Raw genomic sequence first — 17971 nt, 5'->3', positions numbered from 1 at the left:
GCTCAGGCGTCTCGCTCAGCCGTACCGCTCAGTCGTCGCCGCCGAGACGGAAGTGGAAGATGCCCCACGTGAGGTGGGATTCGCGGCCACCGTTGATCCAGTGACCGAGTCCCGTCTTCATCCCGGTGAGGTAGTCGTGGCTGATCCTTCTGGCCAGCCCCTCGGCCTCCAGGCGCTCGGTCTCCTCGAGGACCCGCGTGTAGTGGTTCACCAACTGCTCGCGGTGCTCCTCGAACCCGCCGTCGACGGCGGTGAACCCGAGCCGCTTCAGCTCGCGCGTGTAGAAGCCGGGCGATCCCATGTCGTCCAGGTGGATCCGGTCGAGGATCGGCTGCAGTACGTCGGTGCTGCCGCCGTCCGTCGCCGCCATCGGGTCGGTGAAGATGAGATGGCCGCCGGGCCGCAGCACCCGGGCGATCTCCTTGAGGACCTGGCCCCGGTTCCCGCTGTGCAGGAAGGCGTCCTGGGACCAGACGACATCGACCTGGTCGTCCGGGTACGGGATGTCCTCGAAGGACCCGTCCACGACCTCGATCCGGTCGGTGAGCCCGCGGGCCGAGTTCAGCTCCTTGTGGCGCTGGTTCTCCACCTCGCTGAGGTTGAGGGCCAGCACCCGGCAGCCGTACGTCTCCGCGAGGTAGCGAGCCGAACCGCCGAACCCGGAACCGAGGTCGAGCACCACGGAGTCCCGGGTCAGCCCGAGCTTGGACGCCATCTGCTCGACGGTCCGCCGGCTGGCGTCCGCGATGGGCTCGTCGGCCCGCTCGTACAGGCCGATGTGGATGTCCTCGCCGCCCCACACCGTGGCGTAGAAGGTGTCGGCGTCGGGGGAGTTGTAGTAGCTGCGGGCGGTGCCGACCGCGCCCTTGTACTGGTCCTCTCCCTCCGTCCTGTACTCCTTCTCCGCGACATGGATGAAGAAGTCCGGCTGTTCACGCCGGTAGGTGTGCTGGAAGTCGCCGTAGGTCTCGATGCGCTGGAAACCGACGTCGGACATCAGTTTCCGCGTGTAGTCCTTCCGCAGCGGAAACATGTTGAGGTAGTACATGGAGCTGTCCGGGAAGCTGTACCGCATACGGCACAGCCCCTCGTCGACATACTCCGGCTCGACAATGACGTCCTCACCGCAGTAGTAGTAGCGGTGCTTGCTCGTGTACCCGTCGTCCAGGATCGCGTCGTAATTGCGCTGATCCAGGATGAGAATTCCGTCGTGCTTGAGCATCGCGTAGAACTCGGCCAGCGCCTTGCGCCGGTCGCGTTCCGAGAAGAGATGCGTGAAGGAGTTGCCGAGACAGACAATGGCGTCGTACTCCCCGTGGACGTCCCGGTTGAGCCATCGCCAGTCCGCCTGGACGACCCGCAGGATATGGTCTCCCCGCTTCTGGCCGTTCTCGAAAGCCCTCGCCAGCATCTCCGCGCTGCCGTCCGCGCTGACGGTCTCGAATCCCGCGGACAGCAGCGCCACGGAGTGGAATCCCGTGCCCGTCGCGACATCGAGCACGCTCTTCACCCCCCACTTCCGCAGCAGGTCGATGAAGAAATTGCCTTCGCTCTCCGCCCTCTTCTCCCAATCTATGAGGGAGTCCCATTTCTCGACGAAGCTGGGGACGTACTCCTCTGTGTAGTGCCCGGTTTCGCGTACTTCGACAGGGTTGTCGCCGAACTCTTGGGCCGGTTGCACGATGATGGGGAACCCTTCAGCTCTGAGGAATCTTGCCCTGACGCGGCAGCCCAAGACGGCACAGAGCTCCAGCACTCGGGAGCCGCACGGTCTGAGCGCATCGCTGTCCAAGACTGAGCGGTCTCATGCCTCCAAAGTTCGTATACAGGGCCGGGGTTGAGGCAAAGAGCGCGCCTGGCCAGCGCCTCTCCGGCCCAAGATTGTTTGAGGTGGAGAGAGTGAAACCGTCTCGTATAAAGGTCATTCGAGGAGGAACCGCCGCGACGGCGATAGTCGGCCAGGGCCGGAAACCGCTCCAGGGCGGTCGCGCCCGGTGTGCAGAGGTGTTGACGTGCGGTCCACCCCGCGTGAGATCTTGGGCCCCGTTCAGGACTGTTCGATAAGTCAGAGGCAGTTCGGTATCCCGAACGAAGCCGTAACTCCCGGGAAAGGGGAGGGACATGACGACGTCCGGAGGCCGGTCGATGAGACGGCGTGACTTCATGGCCGCTTCGGCCCTCGGCACCGCCGCCGTGGCGGCCGGCTCCTGGCCGACGGCCGCCCTGGCGGCGGAGCCCGGCACCGGCGCGGCCCACGCGCTCGCGAAGGAGCTTCCGCCGTACGTCGGCGCCGGCAGCACGGCACCCGTCCGGCCCTTCCGGCTGAACGAAGTTGCCCTGGGCAAGGGCCTGTTCCAGGAGAAGCGCGACAGGGTGAAGGCCTTCATCCGCGCCTACGACGAGCGGCGCTTCCTCGTGCTGTTCAACAAGGTCGCGGGCCGGTCCAACCCGCCCGGCCTCGAGGTGCCCGGAGGCTGGGAGGACGGCGGCCTGCTCAGCGGCCACTGGGCCGGCCACTACCTCACCGCCCTCGCGCAGTCCCACGTCGACCAGGGCGAACAGGTCTACAAGGACAAGCTCGACCGCATGGTGTCCGAACTGGGCGCCTGCCAGGACGCGCTGAAGGGCAAGACGGTCCACCCGGGCTACCTGGGCGCACTGCCCGAGGACACCGTGCTGCGCGCGGGCCCGCCCCGGTTCGCCGTGTACGGCAGCGACCCCGACACCAACACCTGGGCGCCCTGGTACACCCAGCACAAGATCATGCGCGGCCTGCTGGACGCGTACACCCTCACCGGCAACGAGCAGGCCTTCGAGATCGTCCGGGCCATGGCGGACTGGGCCCACCTGGCACTGACACTCGGCGACATCGAACACCCCGACTACAAGGGGCCCGTCACCCGCGACGACCTGAACTACCTGTGGGACACCTACATCGCGGGGGAGTACGGCGGCGCCAACGAGGTCCTCGCCGAGATCCACGCGCTCACCGGCGACGGGCGCCACCTGGAGACCGCCCGGCTCTTCGACAGCCGCGAGTCCCTCTTCCAGGCTTGCGTCGAGAACCGCGACATCCTCGTCACCACCGACGAGAACCGCCCCGGCCGCAGACGCCCGAACCACCTGCACGCCAACACGCACGTCCCCAACTTCATCGGCTACCTACGGGTCTTCGAGCAGAACCGGGACGACGACTACCGGCGCGCGGCGGAGAACTTCTTCGGCATGGTCGTCCCCCATCGGATGTTCGCGCACGGGGGCACCAGCGGGACCGTCCCCGGCAGCAACACCAACCCCGAGGCGTTCCAGAACCGCGACAACGTCGCCCACGCCATCGCGGGCGACGGGGCCGAGTCCTGCACCACGTACAACCTGCTCAAGCTGGCGCGCAATCTCTTCACCCTCGACCCCGACCCGGCCTACATGGACTACTACGAGCGCGGCCTGGTCAACATGGTGCTCGGGCAGCGCGCCGACACGGACCGGACGGACGATCCGCAGCTCGCCTACTTCCAGCCGCTGACCCCGGGCGCCGCCCGCGAGTACGACAACACCGGAACCTGCTGCGGCGGCAGCGGCCTCGAAGGCGGCACCAAGTACCAGGAGACGGTGTACTTCCGCTCGGCCGACGACAAGACCCTGTGGGTCAACCTGTACGTCCCCTCCACCCTGCGCTGGCGGGACCGGGGCCTCACGGTCACCCAGACGACCGGCTTCCCGCGCGAACAGCGCAGCACGCTGAAGGTCGAGGGACGCGGCCGGCTCGCCCTCAAGCTGCGCGTCCCCGGCTGGGTGGCCGACACCAAGGACGGCTTCGCGGTCTCGGTCAACGGGCGCCGCCGCACCGGCCCGCGCCCGAAGCCGGGCAGCTACCTCACGATCGACCGCGACTGGCGCCCCGGCGACACCGTCGAGATCTCGATGCCGTTCACCGTCCGCATCGAGCGCGCCATCGACCGCCCGGAGATCCAATCGGTCTTCTGGGGTCCGCTGTTGATGCCGGTGCTCGGCGAGGTGGCCAAGGGCGAATTCCAGGAGCTGACGCTCTACCGGCACCTCAAGCGCGACGGGAACTACGCCCGGTCGGCGATCACCCCGCGCCCCGGCCAGACCCTCGCCGTCGGCGACCGCACCCTGCGCCCGCACTATGTCGGCGACCGGCAGCCCCAGTCCGCCTACTTCAAGCGCGTCGAACCCGAGGTGGTCTTCGGCTCCGTCGCCACCGGCGTGCCCAACCGCAAGCGCGACGACAACCTGCCGGACTACGACGTGCCGGTCGAGGGCGTCACCTCACCCGGCGACGAGGGCCTGACCTTCCTCGACGTGGTGTGGGACGGAGCACCGTTCGCCGAGCACCGCGACTTCGTCCGCCGGGTGGAGCGGACCGCTGACAAGTGGGTCGCCGCCGGCCTCTTCACGAAGGAGCAGCGCGCCACCGTCGTCGAGCACGCGACCGCGGCGGAGCGTGAGCTGGCACCCTAGCTCTGTGCGGTGCGGTGCGGTGCGGTGCGATGCGGTGCGGTGCCGTCCCGGCTCTGGCGATGAGTCCCGGCGCGATGGTCGGTCTGCACTTTCGACGCTCGATCCATCGCAGACCCGGAGGGCATCATGGCCGCTTCCTATACGTTCGACGTCTTCTCCAGCCTCGACGGGTTCGGCGCCGCCGACGGCGGCAGCTGGACCGGGTACTGGGGCAAGCAGGGCCCCGAGCTGCTCGATCACCGCCTCGACCTGTACCGCGAGGAGCAGCGGATGGTCTTCGGTGCGGACACGTACCGGGCGTTCGCGCGGATGCTGGCCTCCAGCACCGAGGAGTCGGAGGTGCGCGATCCCTGGGTCACGCGGATGATCGGCCTGCCTGCCACGGTCGTGTCGAGCACGCTGGAAGAGCCGCTGGACTGGCCGGACGCGACCGTCGCGCCGGGCGACGCCGTCGATGTCGTCGCCCGGCTCAAGGCGGATTCCCCGGTGCCGCTGCGCTCGCACGGCAGCCTGTCCATGAACCGGGCGCTGATGGCGGCGGGTCTGGTGGACCGCGTCCAGGTGACGCTCTTCCCCGTGATCACCGGGCGGACCGGGCTCGACCCGATCTTCCAGGGCGCGGCCGACTTCGACCTGGAGCTGCTGGAGCAGCGCACGCTCGACAGCCACATCCAGGAGCTGGTCTACCGGCCGATCCTGCACGTCTGATCATTAACGGTTCGAGGCCGCCAGCACCGGAACCTCCGGCAGCGCCGTCTCGTGGATCCACGCCCGGAACACCTCGTCCACGGGGCGGCGCGCGAACCGCTCCATGTGCGCCGCGAACATCTCGGTCGTGACGACGCCGTGCCGGTGCAGGTCCGTCCAGGCGCGCAGGGCCTCGAAGAACGCCTCGTCGCCGAGTGCGCAGCGCAGGGCGTGGATCGCCAGGGCGCCGCGCTCGTAGAGGCGGTCGTCGAACATGTTCTTACGCCCCGGGTCGGCCAGGGACAGGTTCTCGGGGAGGTCGGCGAGCAGCCGGTGGGCCGCGGCGGCCAGGTCCTGTGCGCCGCGGCCGTCCGAGCGTTCGCACCAGAGCCACTCCGCGTACTTGGCGAGGCCCTCGTGCAGCCAGATGTGCTGCCAGTCGGCGACGGTGACGCTGTTGCCGAACCACTGGTGGGCCAGCTCGTGGGCGATGAGCCGCTCCGAACTCCGGGCGCCGTCCACGTGGTTGGTGCCGAACAGCGACAGGCCCTGCGCCTCCACGGGCACGTCGAGCTCCTCGTCGGCCACCACGACCGCGTACTCGCCGAACGGGTAGGGGCCGAACAGCTCCTGGAACAGGGCCATCATCTGCGGCTGGCGCGCGAAGTCGCGGGAGAAGTCGGTGAGCAGATGGGCCGGGAAGTGGCCGGTCTGCGGGACCCGGTCGAGGCCCGGATCGCCGAGCAGCGCCGTCTGGAATCTGCCGATGGCCAGGCCGACCAAGTAGCTGGAGGTGGGGGCGGGTTGCTCGTACAGCCAGGTCGTGGTCGAGGCCCTGGTCGTACGGGTGAGGAGGCGGCCGCCGATCACCACCTGGTACGCGGAGGGGGTGGTGAGGGAGATCTGGTACGCGGCCTTGTCGGCGGGGCGGTCGTTGCACGGGTACCAGGAGGGGGCGCCGACCGGCTGGCTTGCGACGAGCGCGCCGTCGGTCAGCTCCTCCCAACCCAGGCCGCCCCAGGCGCTCTTCACCGGCTTCGGGTTGCCGGAGTAGTGCACCTCGACGGTGAACGCGGCGCTCGCGGCCAGTGGCTTCGCCGGCCGGATCCGCAGCCGGCCACCGCGCAGCGTGTAGTGCGCGGGACGGCCGTCGACCCGGATCCGGCCGATCCGGAAGTCGGCGAAGTTCAGCTGGAACTCGTCCAGTTCGGCGCGGCCCGCGATGGCGCTGAGCCGGGCCGTGCCGGCCAGCCGGTTGGGCTCGGGCCGGTAGTCCAGGTCGAGCTCGTAGCGGTGCACCCGGTAGCGGGGGTCCCCGTTGGACGGGAAGTAGGAGTCGGGACCGTGCTGCCCGTGGTTCCGGCCGCTGTGGTGCTGACCGTAGTGCTGCCCGTTCACGCCTCGTCCGCTCCCTGTCCCTGTGCCCGTACTCGTCCTCTTACCCGTACGACATGGCCAACGCGCCTTCGGGGCCCACCGGTTCACGGGCGCCACGCCTCTATCGGGTTGCCGAGCCACCGGCTGCCCGGCGGCACCGACTCGCCGGCCATCACCAGGGACGCGGGCCCCAGCGTGCTGCGGGCGCCGATCTCGCTGCCCGGCAGCACGATTCCGCCCGGACCCAGCGTGGCGCCCTCGCGAAGGGTCACAGTATCCGTCCGCAAGATCCGGTCGTGGAAGAGGTGCGTCTGCAGGACACAGCCCCGGTTCACGGTCGCCCCGGCCTCCAGGGTGACCAGGTCGGTCTCCGGGAGCCAGTAGCTCTCGCACCACACGCCCGCCCCGATGTGCGCGCCGAGCCCGCGCAGCCAGGCGGTGAGGACCGGGGTGCCGGGCACCGATCCGGCGAGCCAGGGCACGGCGAGCATCTCCACGAAGGTGTCGGCCAGTTCGTCCCGCCACACGAAACCGCACCACAGCGGGTGCTCGCCCGTGCGATGGCTGCCGACCAGCAGCCACTTGGCCACGATCGAGACCGTGCACGCGAGGACGCCCGCGGCCAGGAGGACGGGGCCGCTGACGAGTGCCGCCACCCACAGGCCGTGGGCCGAGGCGACGGCGGCCAGCGCGCCGAGGACCAGGACGATCAGCGCCGCCGAGCAGAACACCGGGACGAGACGGCCCAGTTCGACCAGGGCGCGCGCCCAGCGCAGCCGGAGCGGCGGTGTGTAGGTGCGGCTCGGATCGACGCCGGTGGCCGGGCGGGGCAGCCGGACCGGCGGCAGACCCAGGTACGAACTGCCCTGCTTGGCCTTCTTCGGGGTGGCCGACAGGACGCCCACCAGACCGTCGTCCGGCACCGAGCGGCCGGGCGCCGTCATGCCCGAGTTGCCGAGAAACGCCCGGCGGCCGATCCGGGCGCGCCCGATCCGCACCCAGCCGCCCCCGAGTTCGTACGGCGCGGTCAGCGTGTCGTCGGCGAGGAACGCGCCGTCGCCGACCGTGGTGAGGCCGGGCAGCGCGAGCACCGTGGACACCTCGGCGTCCCGGCCGACGCGCATGCCGAGCAGCCGCATCCACACCGGCGTGACGAGCCCCGCGTACAGCGGGAACAGCGTCTGCCGGGACAGGTCCATCAGCTGGGTCACGGTCCAGGACTGCCAGCCCGCCCGGCTGTGCACCGGGAACGTACCTTCCCGCAGGCCGAGCCCGGCCAAGCGGACACTGGCCAGGATCAGCACGGCGTACGTGAGTCCGTAGGCGAGCGCCGCGGGGGCGGCGGCGAGCAGTCCGCCGCGCAGGGCCTCGCCGAGCCCGGCGCCCGCGGGCACGAAGGCGCGCGCGACGAGCAGCGCCGGGAGGGCGGACAGGAGCGGGAGGAGCGTGAGGCCGAGGCCTGCGGCGCCGTACATCGCGCGCCAGCCCACCGTGCGCGGCGGCCGCTGCGCGGGCCACTCCCGCTTGGTCTTGCCGAGCTTGACCGCCGGGGAGCCCGCCCAGCGCTGACCGGTCGGTACGTGCCCCTGGACGGTGGAGCCCGGCGCGATCTCGGCGCGCTTGCCCACCCGGGCGCCCGGGAACAGGACGCTCCGCGTGCCGACCAGGGCGCCCGCGCCGACCTTCACGGCGCCGATCTCCAGGCGGTCGCCGTCGAGCCAGTGCCCCGACAGGTCGACCTCGCTCTCGACGGCACAGCCGCGGCCGAGCTTGAGCAGGCCGGTGACCGGCGGCAGCGAGTGCAGGTCGACGTCGGGGCCGACCCGGGCGCCGAGCGCGCGGGCGTAGCGCTGGAGCCAGGAGCCGGTCAGCGAGGTGGCGCCGCTGTGCTCGGCGAGCCGCTCGGCGGTCCACAGCCGCAGATGGACGCCGCCGCCTCTCGGATACGTACCCGGGCCGACGCCGCGCAGCAGCAGCCGGGCGCCGCACACCGCCACGGCGAGCCGGCCCGGCGGGCTGAACAGGACCAGTGCCGCGGGCGCGAGCAGCCACCAGGAGGCGGCCGGGGCCCACGCGTAGCCGCCGAACCGGTGCAGGACGTCGGCCAGCGCGGCGAGCGCGACCGTCCAGCGCAGGCCGTTGAGGGTGAACAGCGGTATCAGGAGCAGCAGTTGGACGAGCTTGGCGCGGTTCGGGACCGGGGCGATCGTGCGCTCCGCGCCGTCGTCCTGCGCCGACTTCTCCAGGCGGCGGGCCAGCTTGCGCAGGACCGGTCGCTCGTAGAGGTCGATCACGGCGGCGTCCGGGTAGCGGGTCCGCAGCCGGGTGGTGAGCTGGGCGGCGGCGAGGCTGCCGCCCCCGATGGTGAAGAAGTTGTCGTGCGCGTCGGTGACGGGGACGCCGAGGGTCTCGGTCCATTGCTCGGCGAGCCAGGCCTCGGTGCCGTAGAGCTGCTCGGCCGGGGCGTCGGTCGCCACGTCGGGCAGTGGCCACGGCAGCGCGTCGCGGTCGACCTTGCCGGAGGTGCGCGTGGGCAGCTCGGCGACGGGCGCGAGCAACGGCACGAGGGCGGCGGGCAGTTCGGAGCGCAGCTTGTCCACGGCGGCCGCGTGCTGCCAGCCCTCCTGGGTGACGATGTAGCCGACGAGCAGCTGGTTGCCGCCGCGTGCGGTGCGCACGGCGCAGGCCGCGCCCGCGACGCCGGGCAGCGCCTGGAGCGCGGAGTCGACCTCGCCGAGTTCGATGCGCCGCCCGCCGAGCTTGATCTGCTCGTCGCCGCGCCCGAGGAAGACCAGCCCCTCGGGGTCGGCCTTGACCAGGTCGCCACTGCGGTAGGCGCGCTCCCAGCCGAGGGCGGGCAGCGGCGGGTACTTCTCGGCGTCCTTGGCCGGGTCGAGATAGCGGGCCAACCCCACGCCGCCGATGACGAGTTGACCGCTGGCGCCCATCGGGACGGGCCGGTCGGCCTCGTCGACCACGGCGAGTTCCCAGCCGTCCAGCGGCAGCCCGATGCGGATCGGCTCGGCGCCGGTCATCAGGGCGGCGCAGGAGACGACGGTGGCCTCGGTGGGCCCGTACGTGTTCCACACCTCGCGGCCCTCGGTGACCAGGCGCTGGACGAGCTCGGGCGGGCACGCCTCGCCGCCGAAGATCAGCAGCCGGACGTCGTTCAGGGCCTCCGGCTCCCACAGCGCGGCCAGCGTCGGCACGGTGGAGATCACGGTGATCTCCTGCTCGGCCAGCCAGGGCCCGAGATCGGCGCCGCCACGCACCTGGGCGCGCGGCACCGGCACCAGGCAGGCGCCGTGCCGCCACGCCAGCCACATCTCCTCGCAGGACGCGTCGAAGGCGACGGACAGGCCCGCCATGACCCGGTCGCCGGGCCCGATCGGATCCTCGGCGAGGAAGAGCGCGGCCTCCGCGTCGACGAACGCCGCGGCGCCGCGGTTGCGGACGGCGACGCCCTTGGGCCGCCCGGTCGAACCGGACGTGAAGATGATCCACGCGTCGTCCTCGGGCCCGGGCTGCCCGGCGGGAACGGGGGAGGGCTCCGCGACGGTGAAGGCGTGCCCCGCTCCGATCGCGGTCCGCACTCCCGCTTCGCCGAAGACGAGTTCGGCCCGCTCGTCCGGATCCTCGGCATCCACGGGTACGTATGCGGCGCCCGCCGAGAGCACGGCGAGAATGGCGACGTACAGGTCGTTCGTCCCCGACGGCACCCGCACGCCGACGCGGTCGCCGCGCCCCACCCCGGCCTCGGCCAGACGGCTGCGCAGCCGGTCGACCTCGGCGTCCAGCGCGCGGTACGTCAGTCGGCGCACGCCGTCGTCGAGGGCGAGCTCGTCGGGGTGCTTTCGGACGGTCGCGTCGAGGATGTCGACCAGGGTGCGCGGGGCGGCGGCGTCCTTCGCGGAGAAGTGCGCCGGAGCGTCGAGCCGTTCGGTCAGCTCCGCTTCGAGCAGGCTGAGCTCGTCGTGTGCGCGAGTGGCGTCCATCGGGTCCCAACGTCGAGGAGACGGCAGCCCCGGCCGGCGCGACGCAAGTGCCCCCGAACTGCCCTGAGTTGTCCGGCCGGAGCCGGACAACCGGGACATGTTACGGCGTCCGGGACGCAGGACGCGGATCGTGCAGGTCAATCGGTACTTTTGAACTCCACCGGGGTGGCGCTCAGTTGGGCTGGGAGACCATGCCTCGGGGAGGTCAGATGACCGTGCCGACATCCTTGGCGGTGATGCTGTCCATGGCGCGCTCGGCCACCGCGGCGATGGTCATCGAGGGGTTGCAGGCGCCGGTGGTGCCGGGGATGAGCGCGCCGTCGAGTACGTAGAGACCGCGCTGGCCCTGGACGCGTCCCTCCAGGTCGCACACGGTGCCCATCGGGGCGCCGCCCAGTGGATGCCAGGTGCTGTTGACCAGGGAGTTGGTGTCGATGAGGGCACCGAGACCACGGGAGATCGTCGTGACCCGCCGATGGATGGCGCGGTAGCTGGTCTCGTCACCGCCCGCGGGCCAGTGCAGGGACACGGAGTCGGTGGCGGAGTTGTAGCGCAGCCGGCCGCGGTCGGGGCTGACGCCGAAGCCCACCAGCATGGTCGTGCGGGTGTCGAGGCCGAGAGGCGGGAGGGAGGCCTGGATCACGGTGTTCGCGGTGGCCGGGTCGGCCCAGTCCTTGCTGCCGTAGACGACGGGACCGCCCTGTTCGCCGCCGAAGTCCTCCTGGAGGCTGGTCCACGCGTAGATGCGGTCGCCGTTGGTGCCCCAGCCCTCGCCGAGCCCGTCCGGCAGGTCGGGGACGGCGCCGGTCGCGCCGGCGCGGACCAGGAGTTTGCTGGTGTTGACGCTGCCGGCCGCCATGATCAGGGCGCGGGTGGTGAGCACCTTCTGCTCCAGCACGGTGCCGGAGTCGTCGGTGTGGTCGACGTGCACCTCCCAGCGGCCGTCGGCGGCGCGGGCCACGGAGGTGACGTTGTGGTGGGTGGCGACGGTGACCTTGCCGGTCGCCTCGGCCTGCTTCAGGTAGGTCACGTCCACGGAGTGCTTGCCGCCGTTGTTGACGCCGAGCGCGCAGTCGCCGTTCGTGTACGAGGGCTTCATGTCACCGCGCAGTTCGGCCAGGGCGTAGTCCCAGTCGATCGGCATGGGGATCTTCTCCAGGCCGTATCCGGCCTTGCGGACCCGTTCGCCGAAGACCCGGGACGCGAAGTAGTTGGGTGAGTCGATCAGTTGGTCGGGGGCGGTGTCCGCCTTGAGCATGCGGGCGACGCGTGGATAGTGGACGCGGTCCATGCGCCGGTAGTCGAGGTCTTCGGGCAGCCAGGTGTTGAAGACGGACTCCGATGGCTGGAGCGTCATGCCCTGGTAGACGAGCGATCCGCCGCCGACCCCGGCCGCGCACACGCTCAGGATGTTCTCCCCGAGGACCGGTTCGAGGAGCCCCGCGTAGGGGGCGAAGCCGAGCGGGGTGCCGATCAGGCGGGCCAGCGGCCGGACGGCCTCGGGGAGGGTGCCGTACCAGAGCACCCGCTTGTCGAGCCCGGAGACGTGCGGGAAGGTCTCCGCGTTCGGGCCGGTCGGCCAGCGCCGCCCGCGTTCGAGGACGGTCACCGGGACGCCCGCCTGGGCGAGCCGCAGTGCGGCGACGCCACCGCCGAATCCCGATCCGATGACGACGACGCGGTGTTCCTCGCGGGTCAGGCGTACGCGGGCGGGTGCGGCCGCCGCGACCGGGGCCGGGAGGGCGGCGGTGGCGGCGAGGGCGGTGGCGCCGGTGAGCAGGGCGCGCCTGGTGGGGGAGGGCATGAGCAACTCCTTGACCAAGTGGGGGAGGGAGGTCACAAGGGGGCAGAGGGCACAGGGGCATACGCGTACGCCTGCCAACTCCGGGCGAGAGTAGGGTGGTTACTCGCCGGTCAGCTACCGCAGAGTAGAGTCGCGTGTCACTCAGTGACAAGATGGCGGCATGCGACAGATGCCATGGGAAGAGTGGCGGCAGGAGCCGACGCCGACAGGTGAGCGGCCCTCGCTCGCCGAACGCCGCAAGGCCGCGCTCCGGTTCGAGATCGCCTGCGAGGCGGTGCGCCTGTTCACCTCCCAGGGCGTCACCGCCACGACGGGAGCGCAGATTGCGGAGGCCGTCGGTGTCTCCTCACGCACGCTGTGGCGGCACTTCCCGACGAAGGAGAGCTGCGTGCTCCCGCTGCTCGCGGCGGGACTCGACTTCGCGGTGACCCAACTGCGGCGCTGGCCCGCCCACATGAGCCTGCTGGACTTCTTCACCGAGTCGCGCGGAACGGGCGATCTGCCGCAGGGCACGCCCACCATCCTGGCCCTGATCCGCATGACCTCGACCGAGCCCGCGCTGCGCGCCGTCTGGCTCCAGGCCCACGACGACGCGCTCCCCGTCCTCGGCCGCCTGCTCGCGGAACGCTCCGGCGGCCACGCCGACGACCTGCGTGTGACGGTTCACGCCGCGACCCTCAACGGCGCCCTGCGCGCGGCCGCGGAGGACTTCGCCCGCCGCTACGCGGACCAACCCGAGGCCTCGTACGACGAGTTCGCCGCATGCCTCGACGTCGCCCTGCGCGCGGCGTCGGAGGGGCTGCCGTACTAGTGGCTGTCAGTCGTCCCACCGCGGTGGTCGGCGGCGGTGATGAGCTGGTCGAGTCGACGGAGGGTGTGAGTCATCTCCTCGACCTTGGCCGAGAGGCGGTCGCGCTCGGTGCGCAGCAGGCGGCGCTGCGGGGCGGTGGTGCGGCCGTTGTTCACGCAGGGCAGCAGCGCCGCGATGGAACGGCTGCTGAGGCCGGCCGCGTAGAACTGCTGGAACAGGCGGACCACCTCGACGGTGCCTTCGGCGTAGCGGCGCTGCCCCGACGGTGTGCGCTCCGGACTCAGCAAGCCCTGTTCCTCGTAGTAGCGCAAGGCGCGCACACTCACGCCGGCCCGATGCGCCAGCTCCCCGATTTTCATGGTCCCGTCCCCTCGCCCGCGCTTGACTCTCACGTCGACGTGAGGTTTTAGCGTAGCGGGCATGGACATTCGAAACGAGATTGCGCTGGTCACCGGCGCCAACCGCGGCATCGGACACAGCTTCGTCGCCGAGCTGCGACGCCGGGGAGTTAAGAAGATCTACGCGGCCACCCGCCGTCCGGAGACCGTCCCCGAGATGCCGGGCGTCGTCCCGCTGATCCTGGACGTCACCGATGACGCCTCGGTGGCCCGGGCCGCGGACGCGGTCGACGACGTCACCCTGCTCGTCAACAACGCCGGGGTGTCGACCTTCGCCCGGCTCACCGACGGTGCGGAGTCGGACATCCGGCTGGAGATGGAGACCAACTTCTTCGGCACCCTGCGCATGGTGCGCGCCTTCGCGCCGGTCCTGGGCGCCAACGGCGGCGGTGCCGTGCTCAACGTGCTGTCGGTCATGGCGTGGATGGCATACGAGCACTCCAACAGCTACGGCGCGTCCAAGGCCGCCGCTTGGGCGCTGACCAACGGGATCCGGTACGAACTCGCGGGACAGGGCACCCAGGTCACGGCGCTGGCCATGGCGAGCGTCGACACCGACATGATGGCCGGAATCGAGGACGTGAAGTCGGACCCCGATGTGATCGCCAAGGCCGCGCTGGACGGCCTGGAGGCCGGCGCCCTCGAAGTGCTGGCCGACCAGCGGACGACCCAGTGGAAGTCGCGGCTCGGCGAGGACCCGGCCCTTCTGTATCCGCAATTGACCGCACAAGCCCTACACGGACTCTCCCGATGACACGTCCCACAGGGAACGAGTGCCGAACCCGGCCAGATCCAGGGCCAGTTCCGCGTACATGGCGTTGGCCCAGGAGAACCAGTCGCGGGTGAACCTGTCCGGGTCGTCCTTGTGGAAGGACTCGTGCATCGCCCCGGTCCCGGCGTCGGTGTCGATCAGGGTGTGCAGCAACTGGAGCCGCCGGTCGGGGCCGTTGCTGGTGAGACCCTCCACGGCGAGGGCGATCGGCCAGATGTAACCGTCAGGGGTGTGCGGGCTACCCACGCCCTCGGCGGCCGTTCCCCGGTACCAGGTCGGGTTGGCGGGCGAGAGCACGAACGCGCGGGTCGCCAGGTACAGCGGGTCCTTCGGCGAGATGCCGGCGACCAGCGGCAGGGACAGCAGGCTGGGCATGTTGGCGTCGTCCGTCAGGAGCGCGTTGCCGAGTCCGTCGACCTCGTAGGCGTAGATCGGGCCGTGGTCGGGGTGGTCGACGGTGCCGTGCCGCTGTGTCGCCGCGCGCAGCTCGCCCGCCAACTCGGCCGCGCTGTCAGCCAGTTCGCTGTCCTGTATGTGCCGCGCCATCTCGGCGAAGCCGTCGAGGGCAGCGGCCGCGCACAGGTTGGCGGGCACGTTGTAGCCGTAGGTGCACGCGTCATCGCTGGGCCTGAACCCGCTCCAGGTCATCCCTGTCTCGGCGACGGGTGTGCCGCGCCCTTCGTTCTGCAGGGTGTCGGTCGCCGGGACGTTCGCCCGTACGAAGCGGTACTTGGAGAGGTGCTCGTGGTCCTGCTCCGTGCGCCATACGGAGATCGCGGCGCGCGCCGCCTCCATCGCCTGCGCCAAGTGGTCGGTGCGCCCGGTCGCCCGCCAGAAACGGTGGGCCAGCAGGAGCGGGAAGGCGAGGGAGTCGACCTCGTACTTCTCCTCCCAGACCCAGGGGTCCTCGCACAGGTCGTCCGTGTCGTGGGCCCGCCCGGAGGGCTCGGCGTTGAACGCGTTGGCGTACGGGTTGTGCGCGATCTGCCGGAACTGGCGGCGCAGCACGGCGAGGAGAAGCTCTTGCAGATCCTCGTCGTCCTCGAGCAGCGCCAGGTAGGGCATCATCTGCGTCGTCGAGTCACGCAGCCACATCGCGGGGATGTCACCCGTCACGACGAACGCGGTGCCGTCGGGCATCGGGCGGATGGTGCGGGCCAGCGTGTCGTCCAGGCAACGCAGCAGCGTCTGTCCGAAGCGGGGGTCGCCGAGCTCGTCGAGGCGGCGGACCGCCCGTTGGACGACCGGGTTGTGCTGGACGCTGGTGGGAAACGGCATCGTAGGCCTTTCGGTGGCGGGGCGATGCCAAACGTAGATCACGAACGAGGGGCGAGGAAGAGCGCGACAGGGCTGGGTCGTCGCCGCGCTCGCGATGGTGACGACTATTGACAGTGCGTCAGAAGTCGCTCACCGTGCCGCCATGACCATCGTCCCGCCACCCGCCCGATTCCTTCCCCGCGGTGCCGAGTCCTGGCGCGACCCCTACGCGATGTACGCGGCCCTGCGCGACCACGATCCGCTCCACCACGTCGAGGACGGCGACTACTGGGTGCTCTCCCGCTACGACGACGTCCTGGACGCGCTGCGCCGCCCCGAGGTGTTCTCGTCACGCCAGGGTCTTACGGTGGTCCGCGACGACATGGCCGCGGCAGGAGTGGAGGCCGCGCCGCCGCTGGTCATGCTCGACCCGCCGGAGCACACGGAGTTCCGCGGGCTGCTCACCAAGGGGTTCACCCCGCGCCGCGTGGAATCCGTGGCGGACGCGGTACGCGACTTCGTCCGCACCCGGCTCGATGCGATCGCCCAGATGGCAGGGGCGGGCGATCCGGTCGATATCGTCGCCGAACTGATGCGGCCGCTCCCGTGTTTCGTCGTCGCCCACTACCTGGGTGTCGACGCGGCCGACCGGCAGCGATTCGCGGCCTGGACGCAGTCGATCGTGCAGGCGGGCGCCCAGGGCCACGCCCTCGACGCGCGCGAAGCGGTCGCCGACCTCTTCGCGTACTTCGCGGAACTGATCGAGCGGCGCCGCGCGCACCCGGCCGACGACACCGTCTCCGACCTCGTCCGTGTCATGGCCGACGATCCGCAGGCCGTGATCCGGATCCTGGGATTCGCGTTCACCATGATCGCCGGCGGCAACGACACGACCATCGGACTGCTCACCACCGCAGCCCAACTCCTCACCGAGCAACCCGGGTTACGAGCGAGGATCGCATCGGACCCGGAGTCGACCGGGCCCTTCGTCGAGGAGGCGCTGCGCCTGGCGTCGCCGGTGCAGGGCCTGGCCCGTACCCTCACCGAGGACCTGAGTCTGCACGGCAGGACCGTGCCGGCGGGGGCCAAGGTGTTGCTCCTCCACGGCTCAGCCAACCGCGACCCGCGTGCCTTCGGCCCCCACGCCGACGAGGTCGACCTGGCGCGTACGACCCCACAGCACCTGGCCTTCGGCTACGGCCCGCACCACTGCCTGGGCGCCGCGGCGGCCCGCCTCCAGGGGCGGATCGCCCTCACCGAACTCATCTCCCGCTTCCCCCACTTCACGGTCGACGCGCCCCGCGGTACGTTCGCGGACGGCTGCTACGTGCGCCGGTACGAGACGCTGCCGTTCGCGGCCGGCGGGTGAGCCGAGGGGCCCGCCCGCCGTACGAGCATCACCTCCGAGAAGACGTGCGGGATCGACGAGGGGACGGCCGTATGCCACTGGAACCGGTGACCCAGGCGCTTCTGGCGGAACTGGCCAAGGCCGACGGCCCGGCGATGCACGAGTCCACGCCGGCCATCGCCCGGCTGCACGCCCCGATCCTCTCCGGTATCAGCGGCCGGGGCCCGGAGATCGGTGCGGTACGGGACGTCAAGATCGCGGGCCGTGACGGCGGGAGGTTCCGCACGCGGGTGCTGCGGCCCACGGGGACCCCGCAGGCGGTCGTCGTGTACTTCCACGGCGGCGGTTGGGTCGTCGGGGACATCGACCTGCAGTACGACCACGTGGGCCGCCGGCTCGCGAACGCGACGCGGGCGACCGTGGTCATGGTCAACTATCGCAAGGCGCCGGAGTATCCGTTCCCCACGGCCATAGAGGACAGTTGGGCAGCCCTGACCTGGACCGCCGAGCATGCGGGTGAGCTCGCCCCGCTGGGCGCCCCGTTGCTCGTCGCCGGTGACAGCGCGGGCGGCAACATCGCGGCGGTGATGACCCGCTGGGCCCGCGACCGCGGCGGACCCGCCGTCGACCACCAGGCCCTGATCTATCCCGTCACCGACTGCGACCTGGACCGGCCCTCGTACCTCGCCCCGCAGAACCAGCTCATGCTCACCCGCGACACGATGGCCTGGTTCTGGGGCCACTACCTCCCCGCGGAGCGGGCCCGCACGCACCCGGACGCCTCCCCGCTGCGCGCCGACAGCCTCGCGGGCCTGCCCCCGGCGCTCGTGTACGTCGCCGAGTACGACCCGTTGCACGACGAAGGTGTCGCCTACGCGCACGCGCTGCGCGACGCGGGCGTCCCGGTGGCTCTTGAAGAGGCCGCGGGGCAGATGCACGCCTTCTTCCAGATGGCAGGCATCCTGCCGGGCTTCGAGGACGGGCTGCGGCTCGTGGCGGAGCACATCAACAAGTTCGTCGCCGAAAGGACGGTGTGAGCC

12 protein-coding genes are annotated in these 17971 nt (G+C 71.0%); 6 read left to right on the top strand and 6 right to left on the bottom strand.

What is annotated here, in order from left to right; translation table 11 throughout:
* Positions 1 to 28: 28 nt before the first annotated feature.
* Entirely contained in the window at positions 29 to 1681 is a 1653-nt protein-coding gene (locus ACOKM3_RS04445; RefSeq protein ID WP_426897087.1) for a glycine/sarcosine N-methyltransferase, read from the bottom strand.
* A 440-nt stretch (positions 1682 to 2121) separates the two neighbouring features.
* Between ACOKM3_RS04445 and ACOKM3_RS04440 the strand changes: the two genes are divergently transcribed.
* Positions 2122 to 4482 (top strand): beta-L-arabinofuranosidase domain-containing protein, encoded by a 2361-nt coding sequence (locus ACOKM3_RS04440; RefSeq protein ID WP_426897085.1) that lies wholly within the window; start codon positions 2122 to 2124, stop codon positions 4480 to 4482.
* Between the two features lie 126 nt (positions 4483 to 4608).
* Positions 4609 to 5190, top strand: a complete 582-nt coding sequence (locus ACOKM3_RS04435; protein WP_426897083.1) for a dihydrofolate reductase family protein — start codon at positions 4609 to 4611, stop codon at positions 5188 to 5190.
* A gap of 3 nt (positions 5191 to 5193) precedes the next feature.
* Here the strand turns inward: ACOKM3_RS04435 and ACOKM3_RS04430 are convergent, their stop codons facing one another.
* The 3 genes from ACOKM3_RS04430 to ACOKM3_RS04420 all read right to left on the bottom strand — a co-directional run bounded on the left by ACOKM3_RS04430 (position 5194) and on the right by ACOKM3_RS04420 (position 12345).
* The gene (locus tag ACOKM3_RS04430) at positions 5194 to 6567 is read right to left on the bottom strand and encodes a M1 family metallopeptidase (protein ID WP_426897081.1); all 1374 of its coding nucleotides are present in this window, start codon (positions 6565 to 6567) and stop codon (positions 5194 to 5196) included.
* A gap of 83 nt (positions 6568 to 6650) precedes the next feature.
* The gene (locus tag ACOKM3_RS04425; RefSeq protein ID WP_426897079.1) at positions 6651 to 10541 is read right to left on the bottom strand and encodes a Pls/PosA family non-ribosomal peptide synthetase; all 3891 of its coding nucleotides are present in this window, start codon (positions 10539 to 10541) and stop codon (positions 6651 to 6653) included.
* Between the two features lie 205 nt (positions 10542 to 10746).
* Positions 10747 to 12345 (bottom strand): GMC oxidoreductase, encoded by a 1599-nt coding sequence (locus ACOKM3_RS04420; protein WP_426897077.1) that lies wholly within the window; start codon positions 12343 to 12345, stop codon positions 10747 to 10749.
* 160 nt (positions 12346 to 12505) lie between these two features.
* On the opposite strand from ACOKM3_RS04420, the gene ACOKM3_RS04415 reads away from it, so the two are divergent.
* Positions 12506 to 13156: a TetR family transcriptional regulator gene (locus ACOKM3_RS04415; protein ID WP_426897075.1), complete on the top strand. Its 651-nt coding sequence runs from the start codon at positions 12506 to 12508 to the stop codon at positions 13154 to 13156.
* Here the strand turns inward: ACOKM3_RS04415 and ACOKM3_RS04410 are convergent.
* The gene (locus tag ACOKM3_RS04410; protein ID WP_426897073.1) at positions 13153 to 13515 is read right to left on the bottom strand and encodes a MerR family DNA-binding transcriptional regulator; all 363 of its coding nucleotides are present in this window, start codon (positions 13513 to 13515) and stop codon (positions 13153 to 13155) included. The genes ACOKM3_RS04415 and ACOKM3_RS04410 overlap by 4 nt on opposite strands.
* Before the next feature lie 61 nt (positions 13516 to 13576).
* Between ACOKM3_RS04410 and ACOKM3_RS04405 the strand changes: the two genes are divergently transcribed.
* Positions 13577 to 14308, top strand: a complete 732-nt coding sequence (locus tag ACOKM3_RS04405) for an SDR family oxidoreductase (protein ID WP_426897072.1) — start codon at positions 13577 to 13579, stop codon at positions 14306 to 14308.
* Here the strand turns inward: ACOKM3_RS04405 and ACOKM3_RS04400 are convergent.
* Positions 14288 to 15604 carry a glycoside hydrolase family 125 protein gene (locus tag ACOKM3_RS04400; protein WP_426897070.1) on the bottom strand — a complete coding sequence of 439 codons (1317 nt, stop codon included), beginning with the start codon at positions 15602 to 15604 and terminating at the stop codon, positions 14288 to 14290. The genes ACOKM3_RS04405 and ACOKM3_RS04400 overlap by 21 nt on opposite strands.
* A gap of 142 nt (positions 15605 to 15746) precedes the next feature.
* Here ACOKM3_RS04400 and ACOKM3_RS04395 point away from each other — a divergent pair, with 142 nt between their 5' ends.
* Positions 15747 to 16952: a cytochrome P450 gene (locus ACOKM3_RS04395; RefSeq protein ID WP_426897068.1), complete on the top strand. Its 1206-nt coding sequence runs from the start codon at positions 15747 to 15749 to the stop codon at positions 16950 to 16952.
* 71 nt (positions 16953 to 17023) lie between these two features.
* Positions 17024 to 17968 carry an alpha/beta hydrolase gene (locus ACOKM3_RS04390; RefSeq protein ID WP_426897066.1) on the top strand — a complete coding sequence of 315 codons (945 nt, stop codon included), beginning with the start codon at positions 17024 to 17026 and terminating at the stop codon, positions 17966 to 17968.
* The last annotated feature ends 3 nt before the right edge of the window (positions 17969 to 17971 follow it).

The organism is Streptomyces nidicola, from assembly GCF_050106155.1.
Lineage (GTDB): Bacteria > Actinomycetota > Actinomycetes > Streptomycetales > Streptomycetaceae > Streptomyces.
Note: the sequence above shows the minus strand (reverse complement) of the source record. Positions and strands in the feature narration are given on the sequence as shown.

Excerpts from the sequence above, each read along its gene's own strand:
- ACOKM3_RS04400 (WP_426897070.1), bottom strand. The coding sequence starts at position 15,604 with ATGCCGTTTCCCACCAGCGTCCAGCACAACCCGGTCGTCCAACGGGCG.
- ACOKM3_RS04395 (WP_426897068.1), top strand. The coding sequence starts at position 15,747 with ATGACCATCGTCCCGCCACCCGCCCGATTCCTTCCCCGCGGTGCCGAG.
- ACOKM3_RS04440 (WP_426897085.1), top strand. The coding sequence starts at position 2,122 with ATGACGACGTCCGGAGGCCGGTCGATGAGACGGCGTGACTTCATGGCC.
- ACOKM3_RS04415 (WP_426897075.1), top strand. The coding sequence starts at position 12,506 with ATGCGACAGATGCCATGGGAAGAGTGGCGGCAGGAGCCGACGCCGACA.
- ACOKM3_RS04420 (WP_426897077.1), bottom strand. The coding sequence starts at position 12,345 with ATGCCCTCCCCCACCAGGCGCGCCCTGCTCACCGGCGCCACCGCCCTC.
- ACOKM3_RS04410 (WP_426897073.1), bottom strand. The coding sequence starts at position 13,515 with ATGAAAATCGGGGAGCTGGCGCATCGGGCCGGCGTGAGTGTGCGCGCC.
- ACOKM3_RS04425 (WP_426897079.1), bottom strand. The coding sequence starts at position 10,541 with ATGGACGCCACTCGCGCACACGACGAGCTCAGCCTGCTCGAAGCGGAG.
- ACOKM3_RS04390 (WP_426897066.1), top strand. The coding sequence starts at position 17,024 with ATGCCACTGGAACCGGTGACCCAGGCGCTTCTGGCGGAACTGGCCAAG.
- ACOKM3_RS04405 (WP_426897072.1), top strand. The coding sequence starts at position 13,577 with ATGGACATTCGAAACGAGATTGCGCTGGTCACCGGCGCCAACCGCGGC.
- ACOKM3_RS04435 (WP_426897083.1), top strand. The coding sequence starts at position 4,609 with ATGGCCGCTTCCTATACGTTCGACGTCTTCTCCAGCCTCGACGGGTTC.